This is a genomic window from Saliniradius amylolyticus, assembly GCF_003143555.1.
Classification (GTDB): Bacteria; Pseudomonadota; Gammaproteobacteria; order Enterobacterales; family Alteromonadaceae; genus Saliniradius; species Saliniradius amylolyticus.
On record NZ_CP029347.1, the window covers coordinates 471,012 to 492,473 of the forward strand.

At 54.6% G+C, this 21,462-nt stretch carries 17 protein-coding genes; 9 read left to right on the forward strand and 8 right to left on the reverse strand.

The features are described 5' to 3' along the window. Positions 1-53 precede the first annotated feature (53 nt). Positions 54-623 carry an RNA 2',3'-cyclic phosphodiesterase gene (thpR, locus tag HMF8227_RS02405; protein WP_109338655.1) on the reverse strand — a complete coding sequence of 190 codons (570 nt, stop codon included), beginning with the start codon at positions 621-623 and terminating at the stop codon, positions 54-56. Positions 624-727: 104 nt separating this feature from the next. Between thpR and hrpB the strand changes: the two genes are divergently transcribed. Together hrpB and mrcB are read left to right on the forward strand one after the other, a co-directional pair. Next, positions 728-3,163: an ATP-dependent helicase HrpB gene (gene hrpB, locus HMF8227_RS02410; RefSeq protein WP_109338656.1), complete on the forward strand. Its 2,436-nt coding sequence runs from the start codon at positions 728-730 to the stop codon at positions 3,161-3,163. Continuing rightward, a complete protein-coding gene (gene mrcB / locus HMF8227_RS02415; protein WP_109338657.1) occupies positions 3,160-5,505 on the forward strand; it encodes a penicillin-binding protein 1B in 2,346 nt (781 codons plus the stop codon). The genes hrpB and mrcB overlap by 4 nt, the downstream gene beginning before the upstream one ends. 63 nt (positions 5,506-5,568) lie before the next feature. Here the strand turns inward: mrcB and HMF8227_RS02420 are convergent, their stop codons facing one another. Next, entirely contained in the window at positions 5,569-7,719 is a 2,151-nt protein-coding gene (locus HMF8227_RS02420; RefSeq protein ID WP_109338658.1) for a prolyl oligopeptidase family serine peptidase, read from the reverse strand. Positions 7,720-7,920: 201 nt separating this feature from the next. Between HMF8227_RS02420 and HMF8227_RS02425 the strand changes: the two genes are divergently transcribed. Then, complete coding sequence (locus HMF8227_RS02425) at positions 7,921-8,787, forward strand: serine aminopeptidase domain-containing protein (RefSeq protein WP_109338659.1); 867 nt, start codon at positions 7,921-7,923, stop codon at positions 8,785-8,787. Here HMF8227_RS02425 and HMF8227_RS02430 read toward each other — a convergent pair. From HMF8227_RS02430 to HMF8227_RS02440, 3 genes are all read right to left on the reverse strand, one after another. Further along, positions 8,777-10,771 carry a methyl-accepting chemotaxis protein gene (locus HMF8227_RS02430; protein ID WP_162558461.1) on the reverse strand — a complete coding sequence of 665 codons (1,995 nt, stop codon included), beginning with the start codon at positions 10,769-10,771 and terminating at the stop codon, positions 8,777-8,779. The two genes, HMF8227_RS02425 and HMF8227_RS02430, sit on opposite strands and share 11 nt — an antisense overlap. A 231-nt stretch (positions 10,772-11,002) precedes the next feature. Further along, entirely contained in the window at positions 11,003-12,283 is a 1,281-nt protein-coding gene (gene hemL / locus HMF8227_RS02435) for a glutamate-1-semialdehyde 2,1-aminomutase (protein ID WP_109338661.1), read from the reverse strand. Between the two features lie 3 nt (positions 12,284-12,286). Then, positions 12,287-13,306 carry an aspartate carbamoyltransferase gene (locus HMF8227_RS02440; RefSeq protein ID WP_109338662.1) on the reverse strand — a complete coding sequence of 340 codons (1,020 nt, stop codon included), beginning with the start codon at positions 13,304-13,306 and terminating at the stop codon, positions 12,287-12,289. Between the two features lie 234 nt (positions 13,307-13,540). On the opposite strand from HMF8227_RS02440, the gene HMF8227_RS02445 reads away from it, so the two are divergent. Both HMF8227_RS02445 and HMF8227_RS02450 read left to right on the forward strand, forming a co-directional pair. Beyond that, complete coding sequence (locus tag HMF8227_RS02445) at positions 13,541-14,248, forward strand: AAA family ATPase (RefSeq protein ID WP_109338663.1); 708 nt, start codon at positions 13,541-13,543, stop codon at positions 14,246-14,248. After that, positions 14,202-14,531 (forward strand): ribbon-helix-helix domain-containing protein, encoded by a 330-nt coding sequence (locus HMF8227_RS02450; protein WP_109338664.1) that lies wholly within the window; start codon positions 14,202-14,204, stop codon positions 14,529-14,531. Before HMF8227_RS02445 ends, HMF8227_RS02450 begins: the two co-directional genes overlap by 47 nt. On the opposite strand, the gene hemJ is transcribed toward HMF8227_RS02450, so the two are convergent. Then, a complete protein-coding gene (gene hemJ / locus HMF8227_RS15105) occupies positions 14,528-14,950 on the reverse strand; it encodes a protoporphyrinogen oxidase HemJ (RefSeq protein ID WP_204101019.1) in 423 nt (140 codons plus the stop codon). The two genes, HMF8227_RS02450 and hemJ, sit on opposite strands and share 4 nt — an antisense overlap. Then, positions 14,951-16,633, reverse strand: coding sequence for a chloride channel protein (locus HMF8227_RS02455; protein WP_204101020.1), 1,683 nt, complete (start codon positions 16,631-16,633; stop codon positions 14,951-14,953). It abuts the gene before it with no gap. Positions 16,634-16,726: 93 nt separating this feature from the next. On the opposite strand from HMF8227_RS02455, the gene HMF8227_RS02460 reads away from it, so the two are divergent. The 4 genes from HMF8227_RS02460 (at position 16,727) to HMF8227_RS02475 (ending at position 19,828) form a co-directional block, all read left to right on the forward strand. Further along, positions 16,727-17,443: a DUF6776 family protein gene (locus HMF8227_RS02460; RefSeq protein WP_109338665.1), complete on the forward strand. Its 717-nt coding sequence runs from the start codon at positions 16,727-16,729 to the stop codon at positions 17,441-17,443. A gap of 61 nt (positions 17,444-17,504) precedes the next feature. Beyond that, entirely contained in the window at positions 17,505-17,852 is a 348-nt protein-coding gene (erpA, locus tag HMF8227_RS02465; protein WP_109338666.1) for an iron-sulfur cluster insertion protein ErpA, read from the forward strand. Further along, entirely contained in the window at positions 17,852-19,240 is a 1,389-nt protein-coding gene (locus HMF8227_RS02470; protein WP_109338667.1) for a type 2 periplasmic-binding domain-containing protein, read from the forward strand. The genes erpA and HMF8227_RS02470 overlap by 1 nt, the downstream gene beginning before the upstream one ends. Before the next feature lie 12 nt (positions 19,241-19,252). Continuing rightward, positions 19,253-19,828 carry a glutathione S-transferase family protein gene (locus HMF8227_RS02475; protein WP_109338668.1) on the forward strand — a complete coding sequence of 192 codons (576 nt, stop codon included), beginning with the start codon at positions 19,253-19,255 and terminating at the stop codon, positions 19,826-19,828. On the opposite strand, the gene HMF8227_RS02480 is transcribed toward HMF8227_RS02475, so the two are convergent. Next, positions 19,825-21,450, reverse strand: coding sequence for a diacylglycerol kinase family protein (locus HMF8227_RS02480; RefSeq protein ID WP_109338669.1), 1,626 nt, complete (start codon positions 21,448-21,450; stop codon positions 19,825-19,827). The genes HMF8227_RS02475 and HMF8227_RS02480 overlap by 4 nt on opposite strands. Between the last annotated feature and the right edge of the window lie 12 nt (positions 21,451-21,462).

Consider the following 21,462-nt stretch of genomic DNA (forward strand, 5'->3'; position numbering starts at 1 on the left):
CGCTAATCATAGGTAGCTTGTCTATCTGGTTTGCTACTCCCGGCCTACCAGCCTCAGCGCAATAACCCCCTGGCTAGTTGCTCGCGGATGCTCATATCGCTCTCGGACGTGTTGCGCAGCGGCCAGCGCTCCAGCTCGCGGTATTGCACTCCGTCGCGGGCGGGGATGGACTGCATCAGGCTAAAGTGGTCAAATCTCAGCGAAAAATCAGGCTCAGTCAGTGCTACCGGTGGGGCCTGCTCCACCTTGCGAAACAGTGTGACATGCGGGTGGTAGCGCTTGTCTTCTTTGTTAAGGCGCAGCCGTGCGCCCAGTGCCTGACACTTCTGTGCCAGTGCATAGAGGGCGTCATCGGGCTGTTTATCACCCAGAAAGACGATGCCGGGGCGTTGCCAGTAACCCATTTGATTGGCATCGAAGCGCACCGGCGCTGCCTCGATAGCATCAGCACCGCTTAATAGTTTCTCCATCTTATCGGCGCTGGTGTCGCCTAAAAACGCCAGTGTGATATGAAAGTTGGCCATCGGCACCGGCCGGTGGAAAAACGGGAAGTTCTTACTGCGCCACTTCTCGAGAGCCAGCTTGTCCTCAGAGGCTAAATCCAGTGCAAAAAAGGTACGCATAAATCCTCCGCACGTTGGGGGCAGAATCGCCGTGGCATTTGTTCGCCATTAGTTTAAGGGTACACTAGGCATTCTCTGATCCGCCAGTCGTAAAGGGACCGGAATTGTTACCCGTTGCCGAAATACTGCCTCAGCTTACCGCCGAGCTGCCCAAGCGTAATGTGATTCTCTCCGCGCCGCCGGGAGCGGGTAAGTCCACCTATTTACCCTTGCAGCTGTTAAAGCAGGGTTGGTTAACGGGCAAGAAGATCCTGATGCTACAGCCTCGGCGAGTGGCGGTACGCGCCATTGCAGGCTTTCTGGCCGAACAGCTGGGCGAGCCGGTGGGAAAAACCGTGGGCTATCGTATTCGCGGCGAGAGTATGGTCAGCAGCGAGACCCGACTGGAAGTCATCACCGAAGGCCTGTTGACCCGCAAGATTCAGCAAGATCCTGAACTGGACGGTATCGGGCTTATCCTGTTCGACGAGTTTCACGAACGCAGCATTCATTCCGACTTTGCCCTGGCGCTGGCGCTGGAAACGCAGGGAGCGTTAAGAGAGGACCTGCGCCTGTTGGTGATGTCCGCCACCCTGGAAGGGCTGGACTTACAAAGCCTGCTGCCCGATGCTGCGACTCTGGCGTCCGCAGGGCGCAGCTATGCGGTGGATGTGCGCTATCAGCCCCTAAAACCTCAGCCGGATGTGGTAGCTCAGCTTGCCGTGCTCATTCCCACTATTCTGAAGCAGGAGGCGGGCTCCGTGTTGGTGTTTTTACCCGGCGCGGGCGAGATTAACCGCCTGGCAGAAAGACTCAGCGGTAAAGTGGGCGCTAACACACAGATTCACAAATTATACGGCGCTCTAAGCAAGAGCGCGCAGCAACAGGCCATCCGCCCGGCCGAAGAGGGCCAGCGCAAGATCGTGCTGGCCACCAATATTGCCGAGACCAGTTTGACCATCGATGGTATCCGCATCGTGGTGGATTCCGGCCTGGAAAAACGGGTGCGCTTCGACCTAAAACGGGGCGTGTCGCAGTTGATACAGCGGCAGATCTCCCAGGCCAGTGCCACTCAGCGTGCCGGGCGTGCCGGACGTACTCAGCAAGGCGTGTGTTACCGGCTGTGGGCTGAGTCACAGCAGTCCCGTCTGGCCCGGCAGGCGCCGCCGCAAATCCTTCAGGAAGATATCGCGCCCCTGATGCTGGAAACGGCCGTGTGGGGGGCCGGTATCGACGAGCTCGCCTTGTTGGATAAGCCCAGTGCCGCCCAGCAAGAGGCGGCCCGGCAACTGCTTATGCAGCTCGGCGCCTTATCGGAGAGTGGTCAGGTGACTGCCAAGGGGCGGCAGATGTGTAGCCTGGGCAGTGATCCCCATATTGCCGCCATGTTGATTGGGGCTCAGGCATTAGGCGAAGGCGAGGCCATGTTGGCCTGCCAGTTAGCCGCCCTTCTGGAACAGCGCCAGACGACAGGTTCGGCTAACCTGGCTCACCAATGGCAGCAGCTACAGCACGACTCTCAACATCCGGCCTGGCCTATGTCCAGGGTCTGGGCCAAACGCCTGGGGCTGGCGAAAAACACTCAACCCGAAGGGGAGATAGCGCTGATTCTGGCTCTGGGTTTTGCCGAACGTATTGCTAAACACCGAGGCAAGGGCCGTTATTTATTAGCCTCGGGGGTGGGCGCGAGTCTGCCTGAGGGCAGTCCTTTAACCGGCGAGGAGTGGCTGGTTGCGCCTGAGTTATTGCTACTGGAAGGGCGCAGCGATGCGCGCATCGCCAGTGCCTGCCCGCTGGATATCACGGCGTTAAGGGAAGCGCAGCCAAGGATTTTTGACGAGGCCAATCACAGCGATTGGGACGAACAACAGGGACGCATGCGTATCGAGCGGCAAACGAGGCTGGGACGGATTGTGTTAAGTGGTCAGCCTGCCAGGGCTAATCAGTCAGAACTCCCGACCTTGTGGCAGGAGTTGATTATGAATAAAGGACTGCGTTGGCTACCTCTGGATGAGAGTTTTGACCGCTTACAGGCCCGGGTGGCCTTATACCGACAGACACTGGGCGAGGATATTCAGGATTTCAGTGATGCGGCGCTGTTAACCACTCTGGAAGAGTGGTTGCTGCCGTTTATGGATAAGGTCTTAAGCGCAGGACAGTTGCGGCAGCTCGATTTTACTCAGCTGCTGTGGCAATACTTAAACTGGGACGAGCAGCAAAGGCTCAATCAGGCCTGCCCGGCTCGCTTTACTCTGCCTACCGGTAATACGGCCAGGCTGGACTATCTGGCCGACGGCCAGGTATTGTTGGCGGTAAAGATGCAGCAGATGTACGGTCAGGCCAGTACGCCCAGCGTTTGTCAGGGCAAGGTGCCGGTGACGGTGGAACTTTTATCCCCGGCCGGGCGTCCACTGCAAAAGACACAGGACTTAGCGGGCTTTTGGGGGAGCAGCTACAAAGAGGTGCAAAAAGAGATGAAAGGTCGTTACCCCAAACACTTCTGGCCCGATGATCCGGCCCATGCCAAGCCAACCACCAAAACCAAAAGGGCCATGCAATGAGTCGTAGAAAGCCCGCCAAACCACAAAAGCCGTCCCTGTGGCGCCGTATAAACCCCTTTGCCTGGATCTGGCGGAATAAATGGAAGTTAGGGTTCACTGGCCTGGCTGTGCTGGTGGTTTATGGCCTTTATCTGGATGCGCTGATCCAGGATAAATTCAGCGGCAAGAAGTGGGAGGTCCCGGCTCAGGTTTATGCCCGGGCCATGACGCTGTTCGAAGGCCAGCGCCTGAAAGCTCAGGAAGTAGTGGAAGAGCTGCAATTGCTGGGCTACCGCGAGGTTAAGCAGGCCGATCGCAGCGGTGAGTTCAGTCGCCATGGGCAGCGACTGCGCATCTACCGGCGTGCGTTCGATTTCGCTGATGGCGCCCAGCCGGTGATGCCGGTAGAGCTGGAGTTTGGCAACGATCGGCTGCGCCGTATTCGGGTGATTCATAACCAGGCGCGGCAGGATAGCTTGCGCCTCGAGCCCTGGCTGGTGACACGCCTGACCCCACAGACCAAAGAAGACCGCATGTTGGTGAGTCTGGAAGATGTGCCCGAGCCGCTGATTGATATGCTGCTACTGGTGGAAGACCAGGGTTTTTACGAGCACTTTGGCATATCACCGGTAGGTATAGCCCGGGCGCTGATGGCGAATATTGCCGCCGGGCGCACGGTGCAGGGTGGTAGTACCCTGACTCAGCAGCTGGTGAAAAATTTCTTTTTAACGCGTGAGCGCTCACTGACCCGTAAGGCTAGGGAAGCCATGATGGCTTTGGTGATAGAGCTTCGTTACAGCAAGGATGAAATCCTGCAAGCCTATTTAAACGAGGTGTACTTAGGCCAAAATGGCGCTAATGCCGTGCATGGTTTCGGCCTGGCCAGCTACTTTTACTTTAACCGGCCCCTGCAGGAGCTGACCATACCTCAGCTGGCCACGCTGGTGGGCATGGTCAAAGGTCCGTCCTATTATCATCCGCAGCGCCACCCCGAGCGCGCCATCGAGCGGCGCAATCTGGTACTGAAAATCGCCTTCGATAACCTCAATATCCGTGCCGAACGTTATCAGGACTGGGTTAACCGACCCTTAATGCTCAGTCGCGGCAGTGTGCATGCCGATAAGCAGCATCCGGCTTTTATTGACAGGGTGCGCCGGGAGCTGAATCAGGTGCTGCCGAACCCGGAAAGTCAGACCGCCGGGGTGCGTATCTTTACCACCTTGGACCCACTGGCGCAGCGTCGGGCCGAGCAGGTCATGAGTCGCGGCCTGAATCAGGTGGAACGCCAGCGCGGAAACGGGCCTCTGCAAGGGGCTATGGTGGTGAGCGATATTCGAAGCGGCGAAATCCGCGCGCTGGTGGGCGGCAAAGACGCCGATTTTAACGGCTTTAACCGGGCACTCGATGCGCAGCGCTCTATTGGTTCTGTGGTTAAACCTGCGGTCTATCTCACCGCACTGGAACAGGACCAGCACTATCACTTAGCCTCTATTCTGGAAGACGAACCGGTTAAACTGAGAAGCAGTCAGGGTAAGGTATGGCAGCCACAAAACTACGACAAAACCTTCCGCGGTCCGGTGACCTTGCTCGAGGCGCTGGTGAACTCTCTCAATGTGCCGACCGTCAAGCTGGGTATGGCACTGGGCATTGACAGAGTGGCCGATACCTTGCAGCGGTTGGGCGTTGAGCGGAAGATTCCTCATTATCCGGCGATCACTCTGGGGGCCATTGAGCTGAGTCCCATCGAGGTGAACCAGTTTTATCAGACTATCGCTAACGAGGGCCGTAAGGAGCCGCTGCACAGCATCAACGCGGTGGTGGGGGCGCATAATCAGGTGCTCTACCGACATCAGCAGATGGGTCGGCAACAGGCCTCGCCGCAAGCCACCTACTTACTGAATTACGCCATGCATAAGGTGGCCGAAGAAGGCACGGCCAGCTCGCTGGCGAGCCAGTTCCCGGGGCTGAACCTGGCCGGCAAGACCGGCACCACCGACGATTATCGGGATAGCTGGTACTCGGGTTTTGATCTGAATAATCTGGTGACTGTTTGGATGGGAAGGGATGACAACCAGCCCATCAATATGACCGGCTCCAGCGGCGCCCTTAAGCTGTATACCAATTACCTTAAAGCCACCCATCCCAAGCCATTAAGCCGACGCTTCCCCGATGGCTTGGGCATTGCCCAGTTTAACCCGGATACCGGGTTGCCGGTGATGCAGGGCTGTCCGGACAGTCTCAGCCTGCCAGCGGTACTGGACAGCCTGCCGCCGAGGCAAGCCTGTCATACGGTACATAAAGCTCCACCTAAGGATGAACCGCCTGAAGAGAAAAGCTTCTGGGAACAGTTATTCGGCAGTTGAGTGATGATGAGATCTAAAAAAACCGGCGTAAAAACGCCGGTTTTTTATTATTACCGCAGGAGATTAATCCAGCAATCCCATATTAAACAACGCAAAGCCGTAGATATCGGCGGCTTGTTCGATGCGCTTCGACGTCGGGGTTCCGGCGCCATGACCGGCCTTGGTTTCGATGCGGATCAGTTGTGGCTCGCTACCCGCGTTTTTGGCCTGCAGTTCCGCTGCAAACTTAAACGAATGAGCCGGAACCACGCGGTCATCATGATCGCCTGTGGTGATCATAGTCGCCGGGTAGTCTTCACCTTCCTCGACATTGTGAACCGGAGAGTAGCCCTTTAAGTACTCAAACATCTCCTTACTGTCCTCGGCCGTGCCATAGTCATAGGCCCAGCCCGCACCAGCGGTGAAGGTGTGATAGCGCAGCATATCCAGCACCCCAACCGCAGGCAGGGCGACTTCCATCAGATCCGGTCGCTGAGTCATTACCGCACCCACAAGCAGGCCACCGTTAGAGCCGCCCTGAATGGCGAGGTAGTCTTCATCGGTGTAGTCCTTGGCAATCAGGTATTCTCCGGCGGCGATGAAATCATCAAACACATTCTGTTTGTTCATCTTGGTGCCGGCCTTATGCCAGGCCTTGCCGTATTCACCGCCACCACGCAGATTGGCAACGGCATAAATGCCGCCCATTTCCATCCACACGGCGCGCGATACGCTAAAGCGTGGCGTCAGGCTGATGTTAAAACCGCCATAACCATACAAAATGGTGGGGTTTTTGCCGTTCAGTTCCAGCCCCTTCTTGTGGGTGATGATCATGGGCACCTTGGTGCCGTCTTTAGAGGTGTAGAACACCTGCTTAGACACATAGTTATCCGGGTTAAAGTCGATATCGGGCTTCTTGTAGATAGCCGACTCGCCGCTATCCGGCGCATAGCTGTAGATGGTGGTGGGGGTCTTGTAGTTGGAGAAACTGTAATACAGGGTCTCGTCTTCTTTCTTGCCGTCGAAGCCGCCCACGCTGCCCACGCCCGGCAGGGTTACATCCCGTACCAGCTTGCCGTCGTAGTCGTATTGTTTGACCTTAGAAATGGCATCCACCATATACTCGGCAAACAGGTAGCCTGCGCCCTTGTTGATGGTAAGCACATTGTTGGTCTCAGGGATAAAGTCCTGCCAGTTGTCCGGTTGGGGATTGGCCGCATCCACGGTCACTACCTTTTTGTTGGGCGCATTCAGGTTGGTGACTAAGTACAGCTTGCTGCCGCGGTTATCCAACACAGTGGTGTCGGAGTCGGTGTGATCCAGGATGGTCACCAGCTGCGAGTCAGGCTGGGTCAGATCCTGCATAAACAGTTTGTTACCGGAGGTGGAAACCGCCGCGCTGATAAACAGATAACGGTTATCCTCGGTAACACTGGCGCCCACGTAGCGGTGCTTCTGGGCTTCCGTGCCGCCAAATACCAGCTTATCCTGGCTCTGCTCTGTGCCCAGTTTATGGTAATAAAGCTTATGCTGGTCGGTTTTAGCGGACAGTTCGCTGCCTTCAGGCTTGTCGTAACTGGCGTAATAGAAGCCATCGTTGCCTTTCCAGTTAATACCGCTGAACTTCACGTCAACCAGAGGGGCTTCCAGTCGTTCTTTGGTTTCGGCATCGATAACGATGATCTTGCGCCAGTCGCTGCCCCCTTCGGAAATCGCATAGGCGGCGATGCTGCCATCTTCCGAGAAGGTTAACTGGGCCAGCGAAGTGGTGCCGTCTTCACTGAATTTATTGGGGTCAAGGAACACCTCGGTGTTGCCGTCTTTGTCGGTGCGATAGACTACATACTGGTTTTGCAGACCGTCGTTTTTGTAAAAGTAGGTGTAGTTACCTTCCTTAAACGGGGAGCTGACTTTTTCGTAGTTCCAAAGCTTTTCCAGCTTCTGGCGGATTTGCTCGCGGCCTTTGATCTGATCCAGATAGGAGAAGGTCACTTTGTTTTGTGCCTTCACCCACTCGGCGGTTTCCTCGCTCATGTCGTCTTCCAGCCAGCGGTAAGGATCGGCCACGTCGGTGCCAAAGTAGCTATCCACTACATTGCCCTGACGGGTATCAGGGTAAGTCAGTTGAGTTTGGCCTACTTGTGCGTCAGGTGCCTGAGGCGCTTGGGTCGTGGAGGTGGTACAGGCGACCACCAAAGGCAGCGCCAGATAAAGACTGTGTTTCAGCTTCAGCATGTTATTTCCCTGTTGTTATTCGCCGCATTATCTAACCATAAGGCTGAGCTCATTACATCCCGTGACGCGATAAAGCCCCTGAGCCAGGGGTTCCGTCACCGGAAACAAAAGCGAACACTCACTTATGACCTCATTGGTGTAATTCGCCGATCATCAGAGTTACGATCAGACAGCGCGACAATAATAATAAGGAATCAGGGAATGAATAATGGGTATCAGAAGTACTGGTTAGCGATAGTTCTTACCGTTGCTGTGACACTTCAAGGCTGTGCAGTGGATGTGACCCCAGAGAACTTTATCTATCAGGATAAACGGCAACAGCCACTGGATTTGAAGACGATCCAAAATAATCTGACTGAGACGGCACCACACGCAGAGGCCGAGGTTGTCAGTGTGACTGCGGGTGATGGGGTTAAGCTGTCGGGACTGAAAATGCAGTTGCCGCAGGCCCGGGCTAATGTGCTGCTTTACGGCGGAAATGGCATGACCATCGCCAAGGCTCATAAAGTCCTCAGATACTTTGCCCGTATACCGGTTAACCTGGTCTGGTTTGACTATCGCGGTACCGGCAGCAGCGGTGGCCGTGGCACCTTGAGTATTGACCAATTAAAACGAGACGCACTCATTACCTATGGCGAAGTTGCCGAGCTTCTGCCGTCTCGGTTGCCAACATTTATACACGGCTTGTCGATGGGCTCATTGATTGGCGCATACGTGGCCAATAACAGCGAGGTCTCCGGTCTGGTCCTGGATGGTGCTATTGCTAATGTGCCTGAGCTGGTTGAGCGACTCTCGCCGGCGGTGGTCGAGGTGAATCTTGCGCCTGAGCTGGCCGTCATCGACAACCGCCAACAGCTGCAGCAGTTTGAGCGACCGCTGTTGTTACTGGTCGGAGAGGAAGACACCACCACGCCGCCTGAATACGCGCAAAGCCTTTATGAACGAGCAGCCAGCGAAAGCAAGTTACTGGTGGTGATTCCTGAGGCAAGCCATGGGGCCACCATCAAAAGCGATAAAGCGATTCAGGCCTACCGGCATTTCCTAACAGAGGGGATACCTATACCCTGAATTGGCGAAGTACCTTATCCAGTCCGGTGGACAAGCTCTGTAGCTGCTTAATGCTTTTTTCCACGTCGTTGGATTCGTTGACGCTCTTGTCGGCCATGCTGCGCACGTGATTGGTGTTCCTGGCCACATCCTCAGCAATTTGGGCCTGTTGGGTATTGGCCGCTGCAATACTGTGCATCTGCTGCTGAATGGCCTCTATATCAGTAAGTGCCTGATCCAGCACGCGCTGAATCTGTTGCACCTGCTCCACTCCCTCATCGGCCTCGCGGTTTGAGCTTTGCATCGCCTGGTTGGCCTGTTTGGCTGAGCTTTGCAGTTTCTCAATGATTTCCTGAATGTGACGAGTAGACTCATGGGTACGTCCGGCAAGGGTGCGAACCTCATCGGCCACCACCGCAAAACCACGCCCCTGCTCGCCGGCACGGGCGGCCTCGATGGCGGCGTTCAGTGCCAGTAAATTGGTCTGCTCGGTGATGTTGTTGATCACTTCGAGCACCGAGCCGATGCTCTCGGTCTGGCTTTCCAGCTCGGTAACCAGGGTGGCGCTGTGGTCCATGTTTTTTGACAGCTGCTGAATGCGCGATACTGCCCGGCTGACTTCCTGTGAACCGTCATCCACGCGCTGGCGGGAGTTGTCAGAGACCTGCATGGCCTGTTCGGTACTGGCGGCGACCTCCCGACTGGTTTCTGCCATTTGTTGGCTGGCACTGGCGACGGTCTCGATCTCGGTTTTTTCCTGATTCACCAGAGAGACATTTTTCTGCGTCACCCGTGACACCGTGTCAGTGGTGCGAGTCACCTCTGCGGTGATATCCAGAGTCTGTGTTACCAGTTGTTGGATCTTACCGATAAACTGATTGAAGGCCTCGGCCAACTGGCCAATTTCGTCCTGACGTTTGACGTCGATACGTTTTGTCAGGTCGCCCTCGCCCTGAGCTATCTCAGACATGGCACTGAGCATATGCTTGAGTGGTTGTAACGCAGGCTTGATCACCAAGACCATGGCCGCGGTAATGATGGCTAATATGATCACCAGGTAAAGTACTGTCCAACCCACGGCGCTCCAGACCGGGTCGCTCACCACGGTGGTGGGGACCATAAAGCCCAGCTTCCAGTTCATGGCCGGATAGTCGCTGGCCACAGGCTCGAAAATTACCTGATAAGTCTGCCCCTGCCACTGAACCTCGGTCATGCCGCTATCCTGAGAACCGGTCAGTTGCTTTAACTGCTTGAAACCCGATGTGTCACCGAAGGCCTGGTTGACCTGCGTGATATCGCTGCCTGGTGGGAAGTCCTTATTGAAACCAGGAAAATAGACCAGTACACCCTTATCGGTGACCAGGAAAGCGTTGCCAAGATTCTGATACTTGATCTTGCCCAGCAACTGTTTGCCGATGGTACTGATCAGAATATCCATGCCGCCTATGCCCAGGAAGCGACCGTCGCGATGGACCGGGGTCTTAATGGTCGCTGAAATAGAACCGTCGTTAGCGTCTACCGCCGGGTCGGAGACATACAGGCGTCCCTTGTCCTGGGCTTCGAACCACCAGGGCCGCTTGTTGGTGAAGTAGCTGAGGTCGTTGTAGCGACCATTAAGATCGAAATATTCATAGGTATTGGCGGAGCCGAAAAATACACTCTTGATGGCGTCATCCTGATCGGAGAAAAAGCGAAAATAACGTGTTACTGCCTGATAGTCGGTATTGTCGGCAATATTTCCGCCACGGTCATCGTAGGACTCAAACCAGTCCAGCACCTGAGGATTACTGAACACACTGTGGATCACCTGACCTTTTGCGACAAAAAAGCCACGGATGCGTTCGGCGTTGAGTTTGACCAGAGACTGAATATCGTCATGGACCTTTGACTCGGTGTCGTGCTTGACGTTGACCACCTGAATGACGCCATAGAGAGCGAAAAGCAGGGCGACACAGGCAATACTACTGATGATAATGCGTTGGCTGAGTGAGCGTTGAAATCCCATGGCTGCCATCTCTTTATACTTGGAATTATGGATGCCATCCCATTCTGCGGTGATTGTCATCGAGTTGTAAAGTTAAGACCCTGATAGGCAGTGCCAATATTTGCTGACACTGGATGCACCATTTTGGTTAGTTGAGTCGAGGAAGCTGGAATAGCGGCTAAGAGCTAGGCTTGCCGGGTGGTTAAACAAAGTAGAGAAGCAAAAAAGGGGAGCCTGCGCTCCCCCATAAGATCAGAGTCTGGCCAGCACGCGATCGGCAGCGGCGATGGTCTGGTCAATAATGTCGTCAGTGTGAGCGGCGGACATAAATCCGGCCTCGTATGAGGCAGGGGCCAGATACACGCCCTCATCCAACATGCCGTGATAGAAGCGGTTAAACTGCTCCGTATTGGCGCTGATCACCTGTTGATAGCGAGTGACCTTGGCATCCTTGGTGAAAAACAGTCCGAACATGCTGCCCGCGGTGTTCGTGGTTAAAGGAATCTTGTGTTTATCGGCCGCCGCTTTAATGCCGTCTACCAGTTTGTTGGCTTTGCGGGTGAGCTCATCGTAAAGGCCCGGTTGTTGAATCGCCTTTAAAGATGCCAGTCCCGCAGCCATGGCTACCGGGTTACCTGCCAGAGTACCGGCCTGATACACAGGGCCATTGGGAGAGATATGGTTCATAATGTCTTTATGACCACCAAAGGCACCTACCGGCATACCGCCGCCGACAACCTTGCCCAAACAGGTCAGGTCGGGGGTAATGCCATAGTGAGCCTGAGCGCCGCCCAGGGCCACACGAAAGCCCGTCATCACTTCGTCAAAGATGAGCACCGAACCGTGTTGATCGCAGACGTCTCTCAGGCCTTGTAAGAACCCGTCTACTGGCGGCACACAATTCATATTGCCAGCTACCGGCTCGACGATAATTCCGGCGATTTGATCACCGGCCTGCTCGAACGCCTGCTTGACGCTGTCCAGATTATTGTATTCCACGGTAATGGTATGCTGGGCCAGGTCTGCAGGAACGCCTGGTGAGCTGGGCGTACCAAAGGTCAGCGCGCCGGAGCCAGCCTTAACCAGTAGCGAGTCAGCATGGCCGTGATAACAACCTTCAAACTTTACGATCTTGTCCCGCCCGGTGTAACCGCGAGCCAGACGAATGGCGCTCATGGTGGCTTCCGTGCCGGAGTTGACCATACGCACCATGTCCATGGAGGGCACCAGTTCGCTGATCAAATCCGCCATTTCAACTTCGCTGCTGGTCGGTGCGCCGAAGCTCAGGCCTTTATCCACGGCCTTCAATACGGCGGCGTGAATATCCGGATGGTTATGGCCCATGACCATGGGGCCCCAGGACTGCACATAGTCGATGTAGTCCTTGCCGTCAGCGTCGGTCATATAGGCACCGTCGGCTTTTTCGAAAAACAGGGGAGTACCGCCCACCGCCTTAAAAGCGCGAACGGGGGAATTGACGCCACCGGGAATATGGGCTTGGGCGCGTTTAAACAGTTCAATAGATTTTTGCATAGTTTAGGTGTTCACCTGTTTGTTACTGTACCACTGCACGTCGCAGTCATAGTTTTGCAGAATATTATCGACCCCAAGTGTCAGGGCGAATAGGGCCATGCGGATCAGCACGCCGTTATCCACCTGTCTGAATATGGCCAGATTGGGATTAAGGTTCAGATCATTGTCCAGTTCGTTGGCATCGGCGCGTGAGTCGCGCGGCAACGGATGCATGATGACGGTCTTGGACTGAAAGTGGCGAGTGTAGATATCCTGATTCAGTCGGAATTTGCCGCGATACTTATTCGCGTCATCCTGAGTGGCAAAGCGTTCTTCCTGCACCCGGGTCTGATAGCAGATGTCTGCATCCACACTGCCTTCCAGTTTGTCGGTGATGGTAAATCTGTGCCCGGCATTGCTGATGGTATCCAGCACCGAGTCCGGCATGGCCAGCTCTTTCGGGGAGATCAGGGTAAAGCGAATATTGTCGTACAGACATAGCAGTTTGGACAGACTGTGCACCGTACGGCCGTGTTTGAGATCACCGATCATAGCGATGTGCATACCGTCGATGGTTTCGCCATGGAACTGTAACTCTTTGTTGATGGTGTAGAGATCCAGCAGTGCCTGAGTAGGGTGCTCGTTGGAGCCGTCGCCGCCGTTAATCACCGGTACCCGGCTGCCTTCGGCAAATTCTGCCACCGAGCCTGCCTGGGGATGGCGCATGGCGACGATGTCCGAATAGCTGCTTAACACCCGGGCGGTATCGTACAGGGATTCGCCCTTGGCCAGTGCCGAGGACGTCATACCGGTGGTCTCCCTGACCTCTCCGCCCAGCAAATTGAAGGCGGTGCCGAAGCTGACCCGGGTTCGGGTACTGGCCTCAAAAAACAAATTACCCAGAATGGCTCCGTCTAAAACCTTGTTGCGCTTCTTACGATGAGCATAGGGTTCCATCTTATCCGCCACCGCAAAGATGGTTTCTATGCTGTCCCTGTCAAACTGATTAACCGACAGAATATGGCTGCCGCGAAACTCGTTCATGCTGAATTGCCGATGATGGTGAATATTGGCCCAATTCTAGCAATCCGAGTCGATGAACACTATCTCTGCGCATGACAATGAGTGGGCCATCGGATACCGTAGTGATTCCTTAGGTATTGTAAAATATTCCTAATAGTGGTTTGTCATCCCCGCTTTTATTAGGGCGCAGCGTTAAATTGGTTTAAATTTAACCAGTGTTCAGTAGCAATCTCCGTGATCGGAAGGGGGAATACCATGATCATTCTCGTCGGAGGCGAAAAAGGCGGCAGCGGCAAGAGCTGCCTGGCCCAAAATATTGCCGTTTATCTGCGCCGCGAGCGCAAGGCCAAGGTCCTGATGGTGGATTGTGATCCGCAGCGCACCACTTCAGACTGGATTCATGAGCGTAACAACAATGAGCAGGACTTGCCCACCATTAACTGTGTACAGTTATATGGAAAAATACGCAACGAGCTGTTGAGTATGAAGGAGCTCTACGATTATGTGATCGTCGATTGTGGTGGTCAGGATAATCTGGCGCTGCGTTCCTCCATGGCGGTGGCCGACCATATTCTGATGCCGCTTCGGCCGAAGCGCCGGGATCTGAAGACGGTGCCGCACATGGAAGACATCGTCTCCACCTGTAAAATGGTGAATCCCAGAATGAATGTGGCCTTTGTGGTCACTCAGTGTCCGTCGTTGCCGAATCTCGCGGGACGTATCATTGAAGCCAAAGAGGTATGCCGTTCCTTCGAGTTGCCGGTGCTGAATACGGTGACTTACAGTCGTAATATTTATGACGACAGTGAGGAGCAGGGGCTGTCAGTGATGGAAAATGAGCCCAACGGCAAAGCCGCTCAGGAAATCCGCAGTATCGTTGACGAGCTATTGGCTCGGGGAAAGGGGGAGTCGTCGAATGACCTTCAGCAGTCTGATGCGAAAATCGCCATCGGCCACGCCTAAACCCAGGCTGACGGCGGACGAGTTTATCGACCAGGCCAGCTATTATGCCGCTGGTCAGGCTCATCCCAAGCTAAAGGTGGTTGAGAGCCCGGGGCCAGTAAGTCCGTGTGCGGGCGAACCGATGAAAACCACCTCCGTTCGTCTGACCGATGACGCCAGGGAAACGCTGGATGCGTTGAGCCAGAAGACCGGCATTTCCCGTTCCCGACTGGTGCGTATCTGGCTGGGACAACTGGACCCCGAAGTGGAGGCGCAATCCTTCTTAGCCAGTGTGATTCGCTAGAAGGGTTTCAATACCGCCAGCAGAATAACCGCCAACAATACCAGCACCGGCGTCTCGTTTAAGATGCGATAAAAACGGGCCGAGTGCTGGTTTTTATCCACGGCGAAGCGCTTCATCAGCACAAACAGATATCCGTGATAAACATACAGCGCCAATACCAGCAATAGTTTGGCATGCAACCAGCCTGAGGCCTTTAGCCACGCCATTCCATAAACGCCAATCAGCCAGAGGCCGAATACCAGTGTCAGGACGGCAAAAGGCGTGACAAACCACCACAGACGACGCTCCATCACCTTGAAGGTGTCTTTCACTGCTTGTTCGCTGGCCTCGGCATGATAAACAAACAGTCGCGGTAAATAGAACAGACCCGCAAACCAGGCCACCATAAAAAATACATGAAAGGCTTTTAACCACAACATCTAATATTGCTCCAGCATGATTTCGTTTCTGAGCTGATTCCAGGTCAACACGCCCAGCACGTCGCTTTCGTCCTTGCCGTAGATATACACTGCGCCATCGCGTTTAGCCTGTAGGGCATTATAGGCCTCGGCCAGAGTAGCCTGGCTGGCAATGGCCGGCATGGGGAAGCTGCGGGTGGGGGTTTCTTCATTGGTGGACAGGCTGACATCGTATTGGATATACAGGTATTCCACTTCGTCGTCTTTCTCCCGCCGGTGAATAATGGCGTGATCCGGGTACTTATTCAACTGAGCCAGCAGCTGTTGTTCGTTGGCGTTATGCAGCAACCGAAACGCCGGATTCATCATCGCCAACACACCGGTTTTTTGCAGGTGGGCCTGCACCGAGGAGTTGCGGTAGCTGAGCTTCTGGAATTCCAGCTGCTGAAGGAATATAGATCGGTTTTTAAACAGCTGGGTTGAGGTGACATAGGCCGGTACGATCACCAGCATCGCCGGTAAGATAACCTCGGGCGAGAAGGACAACTCCATCACCGCCGACAGTGCAGCCAGAGGTGCGTGTAATACAGCGGTAAGCAGTCCGGCAATGCCCAGCAGGGCGAAGCTGCTGACGTAATCCTGCGACTGGGGCATCCATAAAGTCAGGGGCACTAAAAGCAGGGTGCCAGCCAGTGCGCCCATACCGAATACGGGGCCGATAACCCCGCCGGGCACACCCAGCCCCAGCGCACCAATGGTGAGCAGAAACTTGGCCGCCAGGATCGCCGATAGCAGCATCAGGTTTTCTGGCTGCTCAATCACAAACTGAATGGCGCTGACCCCGGAGCCCATCGCTTGAGGCAGCATGTAGCCGACGATGGACGTCAGCAAAGCCGCCAACAGTAGTCGCGTCACCATGCTTAAGGGGCGGGTAGCTCGGATCAAAAACATCAACTGGCGGTTAAACAGGGTCGCTAAAGCCCCAAGGCCGATACCGAACAGCACCAGGTACAGATAGTACCACTGAGGCAAACTGACAAAGCGCAAGAAAGCCAGTTCACTGGCCTCGCCGAACACGACGCGGGTCAATACCGAGCCACAGGCCGCGGCCAGCATCACAGGCACAAACAGGTGGATACGGTATTCTCGTAGCACCACCTCCATCACAAAAATCACGGCCGCAAACGGGGTATTAAAAGAGGCTGAGATGCCTGCGGCGATTCCGCAGCCTACCAGAATCCGGGTGCTGTTATAGGGCAGTTTCAGCCAGCGTCCGATAAAGCCTGAGGCGGCAGCCCCCAAATGCACCGAGGGCCCCTCCCGGCCCACCGAGAAACCGCTGGCCAGCGCCAATACGCCACCAAAAAATTGGTTCAGGGTACTGCGCAGCGGAATATAGCCATAGCTGTGCTTTAAACGGTGGATGACATAAGGGATGCCGGTGCGGTAATGTTTAAATCCAGACGCGTAGGCGAACAACAGAATTAACACAACCCCGGCAAAGGGCAGAAACAGCCGCTCGAAGGCGGGCATCGTGGTAAAGTCGTCGACCTGTTGCAGATACAGAAGCTGCAAATGTTCAATGGCTAAGCGAAACAGGATGATCAACAAAGCTGCACTACTGCCGGCAACAATGCCCAGCACACAAAGCTGAACCGAGGTCTTGGGTTGAGCCAGTATAAATCGCAGCCGATCGAGAAACATGAGCACCACAATTGCAGACGGTTGGTTAAAGTCTAACACAAGTGTTTGTAATTAAAGAAAATTGAAAAGAAGAAACCAAAGCGGGTAACAAAATTGAAGATTCAGGATATTAAGGCCCGGCTTGGGGCGATGCGCTTCTACCTGATGAGTTTGGCGCTATTGGCCCTGGTGGCCTATCTGGGTTACGAAGTTGGCCATTATCGCCAGCAGGCGCAGGACAAAACCATTCAAGGTTTGCGCAACAGCCTGACGTCGGTTACGGATAAAAATAATGAGCTGGTGCGCAAACTCAATGTGTTAGGTGTGGAATTGGAGGTGGAGCGCCTCGCCAATCAAAATAACCAGTCACAGTTACATCAGGCCATTCAGGGACAGGCGGCGCTTAAGCAGGAGCTGTCCTTCTATCAGCGAGTAATGGCCCCCGAGCTTCAGGAGCAGGGCGTCGCCATCGATGATTTTACGGTGCAGCCCAGCAGCATTCCCGGCCACTACCATTTTTCTCTGGTAATGATGCAGCAAAGCCAGCGTAATGAGTTTGTCAGGGGGAAGGCGTCGGTGTTGATTTTTGGCAGTCAGCAGGGGAAGGATAAACAGTATGACCTGTTGGAGCTGGACACCAGTGTTAATGGTCCGCTGTCGTTTAACTTTCGCTTCTTCGAAGTGTTGGAAGGCAATTTTACCTTACCCGAAGGCTTTATCCCCGAGCGGGTTGAAGTGCATTTTTCCGCCTCCAAGCCTGAGCGACAGAGCCTTCACCGGGCCTTTGTCTGGCCTTTGGGCGAACAGACGCCATTGGCGGATAATAATTGATGAAATTAGTCAGGTATTAGATAATGGGTAACAGATTGTTGTTACCCCTGAGAGGTTGTCTATGAGCGCAGTGCAAGCCGCGACCCCGATTGAGTTTTCCGATGCCGCCGCCCTGAAAGTTAAGGAGTTGGTGCAGGAAGAGGAAAATCCAAACCTGAAATTACGGGTGTATGTCACCGGCGGGGGGTGCTCTGGATTTCAGTACGGTTTCACCTTCGATGAGAAGGTCAATGAAGGCGACATGGCCATCGAGAAAGACAGTGTCACCTTAGTGGTGGATCCCATGAGCCTGCAGTATCTGGTCGGCGGTGTAGTGGACTATGTGGATGGTCTTGAGGGCAGCCGTTTTCTGGTCAACAATCCCAATGCCACTACCACATGCGGTTGTGGTGCCAGCTTTAGCGTCTGATGTTGCGTGCTCTCCTGCTTTTGGGGTTATTAGTCTGTTCTGGACTGGTAACCGCTGAGCAGGTGATCGAGCTGGATGGCTCCGGCGACGATAAACCCAAATCCAATCACGCACTTTTTGTCGAACAGCTTTTAGATCAAGCCTATGCGCGACTGGGTTATCAGGTTAACTACACCTTTATTCCTCTCAAACGCAGCACGCGTGCAGCCAATGCTGGCATTATCGATGGTCTGCGTGCTCGCGTAGAGCAATTGCCCAACGAGTTTCCCAACCTGATCCGGGTAGATCATCCACTGTTTGATTTTCAGACGGTGTTGGTGGGTGATCGGCGGGTTTGTGGGATTTGCGATTACTCACAGATTCTAAGCCTGGCTATGCCACGAGGCTTCAAAGCCGGACAACAATGGTTAGAGATGCACCCCAGAGAGTCATTGCGGGTGACCAGAGTGTTGTCGGCGGAGGCGGCTCTAAACATGCAGGCCTCGGGGCGGGTGGATGCCGCGCTAATGGCCGATACCATGTTACCGGAGACTGTCCACACCCAGGAGCCTCACCGTATTATCGTGCCTTTAAAAGTGCAGACCGATTACCACTATCTGCATAAGAAACACCGAAAGCTGGCCGACCATCTGGGCAAGCACCTGGCATCGATGGAGAAAGAAGGAACCATCGCATTGCTCCGGAAACAGTACGGTATTAAAGCGCCTCAACTGTCCGCCGGCGGACCGGTTATTCGATCTATTACTGTGGCGACGGCGCCATGGGGAGACTATACCCAGTTTCCTGATGACAGTTACTGGCGCCTGCTAAACGCCATTTTTGGCCCAGAGGGGATTACCGTTAACCCCCGGCTCTCCAACTGGCGACGGGCAAAGATGGAGTTCTCGAACGGGCGTCACGATATATTGCTGGGAGCCTATCGCAATGAGATAAGCGGCAATATGCGCTCGGCCGAGGTACATCTGGAGTATGAGAGCGATGTGGTGGCTATTGCGAAAGACGCCTCAACCCTGTCTCAGGTGTTTGAGCAGCATCAGAACGCTACTGCCTGTGTGGTTATGGGGTATCACTTTGAACAGTGGTTGCCCGAACACGTGAAGCTTTATCAGGTCAGGGATATTAACCAGTGTTTACAGCTACTGGATAACGACAAGCTGCAGATCGTGGTCGATTATCCGTATAACCTGTCCGAACACCGGGAGGCTTACGCCACCCGGGTTATTCACCCCGGTCTGCCGGTATTTGCACTATTCCAGGATTCGGCCAGAGGTGAGCGACTTAAACGATTATTTGACCGGCGAATGCGGGAGTTGGTGCTCGCGGGAGAGGCCAAACAATACTACCCTGATTTGGCTCAATTGTATTTTTCTCCACGCTCACAAGATTAAGAGGATGGCAGCATGTTAACTCTATACGGTTCCACCACATCGCCTTTTGTTCGTCGGCTGCGTATCTGGCTGGCGAATACCGAGCATGAGTTTGTAAACCTGCAAATCTTCGAAGGGCCGGACAGGGCCAAACTGGCCCAGGAAAATCCGACCCTGAAAATCCCCATGATTAAGCAAGACGGTCAGGTCATCTATGATTCGCGGGTCATTTTTCGTTTCCTGAACGAGCAATATCAACGCGAACAGCTGAGCTGGCAACAGGAGAACTTTCTGACCCTGATCGACTCGGCCAATGACTCCTTTGTTGAATTGCTGATGTTGCAACGCTCGGGCATGGACGGCGACAAAGACGCCTTGTTTTTGCGCCTGCAGCGGGAGCGGGTAGATACCATACTGGACCACTTGAATACGCTGGTGGAGCAGGGTGAATTCGACCAGTGGCATTACCCGGCGATTTGCCTGTATTGCCTGATCGATTGGGTAGAATTCAGGCAGCTGCATGACCTTACGGGACTGGACGCATTAAAAGAATTTCGAACCAGGCACCGTGATCGCATCGAAGTGACCAGCACGGATCCCCGGTCTTAAACCTCCGGGTGTGGGACCAGTACGTTTAGCGTGCGGGGACAAACCCGGATAGTGAGTTCGCTGGCACGGCGTTTTTCTCCGTCCAGCACATAATTAATGGACTGGCCTGCCCGGATTACGACCTGTTTAGGGGTAAAATGATGCGTCTTACCGGGAAGGGTTGTCTCGGTCATGCTTTCAAAGGTCAGCTCTAACAAGCTGGCAATGTGGCCGCTGACCCCTTCCTGCGCCGGTATCAGGGTCATATCCAGCAGTCCGTCGTCGAACCGGGGTTCGCCGCCGCCCCGGGCCAGAATGGATGAAAAAGGCGCGGCGTTAGCGATGACCACGCTGGCGGTGTCCTCGCTGAAGGGGGCTTCATCGTCCAGCTGGTATTCCAGCTCCAGCGAGTCATTGGCATTAATGGCTTGCCAAAAGCCTTTCAAATAAGCGATCTGACCCTCGGCGTCCTTAGCCTCACGGTCGGCGTTTTCGATCATAGAGCATTCAAAACCCAGCCCCACCATCAGCAGGGCGGTTTCGTCATTGCAGTTGAGCGTGTCGATGCGTTGTGTGTACTGGCGAGTAATAACATCACAGGCGATATCCATCGGGATCAGGCTGGAGTGCTGGCCTAACAGCACCGAACTTAACGCATTGGCGGTACCCAGTGGCAGAATGCCCAGGGTGGCGTCACTGTCTACCATGGTCGCGGCCACCGCATTGACGGTGCCATCACCGCCGCCTGCAAACAGTCGCGTATGGCCCTGTTTCAAAGCCTGTCGGGCTAACTCAGAGGCACTGTGCTGCTCGGTGGTTTTGTACACCTCCAGTAAATAATACTGACTGAGCTTTTGCATGATCAGCGCCTTATGCCGCTGCCATTTACCGCCCCCGGCTACCGGGTTAATGATTAACGCCGCCGGGTCGCCAAAATGGAGGTGGTTGGTTTTTTTAAGGGCATTCAGCTGGCGCTTTTGAGAGCGGTTGAGCCGGGCAATACGGCGGGTGGCGCTGATATCGCTGAGCAGGCCTTTGACACTTTGTTCCGGGTTACACGCCAGCAAATACGCGGCGCTGACAAACACCGAGCGCCCCCGCCCTAAGGCACAGTGAACAATAACGCTGCGGCCCTGACGAATGTGGTTGTGTAGCCAGTTCAGCGCCCGGTGTAACTCTTTGGCTGGCGGAAAGCGATGGTCCAGTACCGGAATATTCAGATAGTGCAGGTGCTCTTCATCCTCGCTCCAGTCCAGGCCATTAAACTCTGCAGTCACATCCAGTATGGCCACAATGCCTTCCTGTTTGAGCGTTTCAATATCGCTCTGAAACAGGCGGCTGCCCACATAAAGATGATCACTGAGCTGATGAAAGGCAGGGCCTTTATCCCGGTGACGACGCCATCGATTATACAGGCTGGAACCTAAGGTCACGGGCCATAACAGCCAGCGAATGTAGCGGGGAATGCGGCCATTGGCGCGCTTGCGAAACAGGCTGTGAATGCTGAACAGATAGCCGGTAGCGACGATACCCAGTGCCACGGCGGACCAGAACAGCACCAGCTTGATAAACCAATAAGGGGCCAGCAGACCCAGCATCAGGGCCACTAAGGCGCCACTAAAATAGCCTAAGGCAACTCGCATCGACCCCCCTTT

What these genes read in the sequence shown, in the direction of transcription:
- thpR (WP_109338655.1), bottom strand. Translation starts at nt 623, where the DNA reads ATGCGTACCTTTTTTGCACTGGATTTAGCCTCTGAGGACAAGCTGGCT.
- mrcB (WP_109338657.1), top strand. Translation starts at nt 3,160, where the DNA reads ATGAGTCGTAGAAAGCCCGCCAAACCACAAAAGCCGTCCCTGTGGCGC.
- HMF8227_RS02420 (WP_109338658.1), bottom strand. Translation starts at nt 7,719, where the DNA reads ATGCTGAAGCTGAAACACAGTCTTTATCTGGCGCTGCCTTTGGTGGTC.
- HMF8227_RS02425 (WP_109338659.1), top strand. Translation starts at nt 7,921, where the DNA reads ATGAATAATGGGTATCAGAAGTACTGGTTAGCGATAGTTCTTACCGTT.
- HMF8227_RS02430 (WP_162558461.1), bottom strand. Translation starts at nt 10,771, where the DNA reads ATGGGATTTCAACGCTCACTCAGCCAACGCATTATCATCAGTAGTATT.
- hemL (WP_109338661.1), bottom strand. Translation starts at nt 12,283, where the DNA reads ATGCAAAAATCTATTGAACTGTTTAAACGCGCCCAAGCCCATATTCCC.
- HMF8227_RS02440 (WP_109338662.1), bottom strand. Translation starts at nt 13,306, where the DNA reads ATGAACGAGTTTCGCGGCAGCCATATTCTGTCGGTTAATCAGTTTGAC.
- HMF8227_RS02445 (WP_109338663.1), top strand. Translation starts at nt 13,541, where the DNA reads ATGATCATTCTCGTCGGAGGCGAAAAAGGCGGCAGCGGCAAGAGCTGC.
- HMF8227_RS02450 (WP_109338664.1), top strand. Translation starts at nt 14,202, where the DNA reads ATGACCTTCAGCAGTCTGATGCGAAAATCGCCATCGGCCACGCCTAAA.
- hemJ (WP_204101019.1), bottom strand. Translation starts at nt 14,950, where the DNA reads ATGTTGTGGTTAAAAGCCTTTCATGTATTTTTTATGGTGGCCTGGTTT.
- HMF8227_RS02455 (WP_204101020.1), bottom strand. Translation starts at nt 16,633, where the DNA reads ATGTTTCTCGATCGGCTGCGATTTATACTGGCTCAACCCAAGACCTCG.
- erpA (WP_109338666.1), top strand. Translation starts at nt 17,505, where the DNA reads ATGAGCGCAGTGCAAGCCGCGACCCCGATTGAGTTTTCCGATGCCGCC.
- HMF8227_RS02470 (WP_109338667.1), top strand. Translation starts at nt 17,852, where the DNA reads ATGTTGCGTGCTCTCCTGCTTTTGGGGTTATTAGTCTGTTCTGGACTG.
- HMF8227_RS02475 (WP_109338668.1), top strand. Translation starts at nt 19,253, where the DNA reads ATGTTAACTCTATACGGTTCCACCACATCGCCTTTTGTTCGTCGGCTG.
- HMF8227_RS02480 (WP_109338669.1), bottom strand. Translation starts at nt 21,450, where the DNA reads ATGCGAGTTGCCTTAGGCTATTTTAGTGGCGCCTTAGTGGCCCTGATG.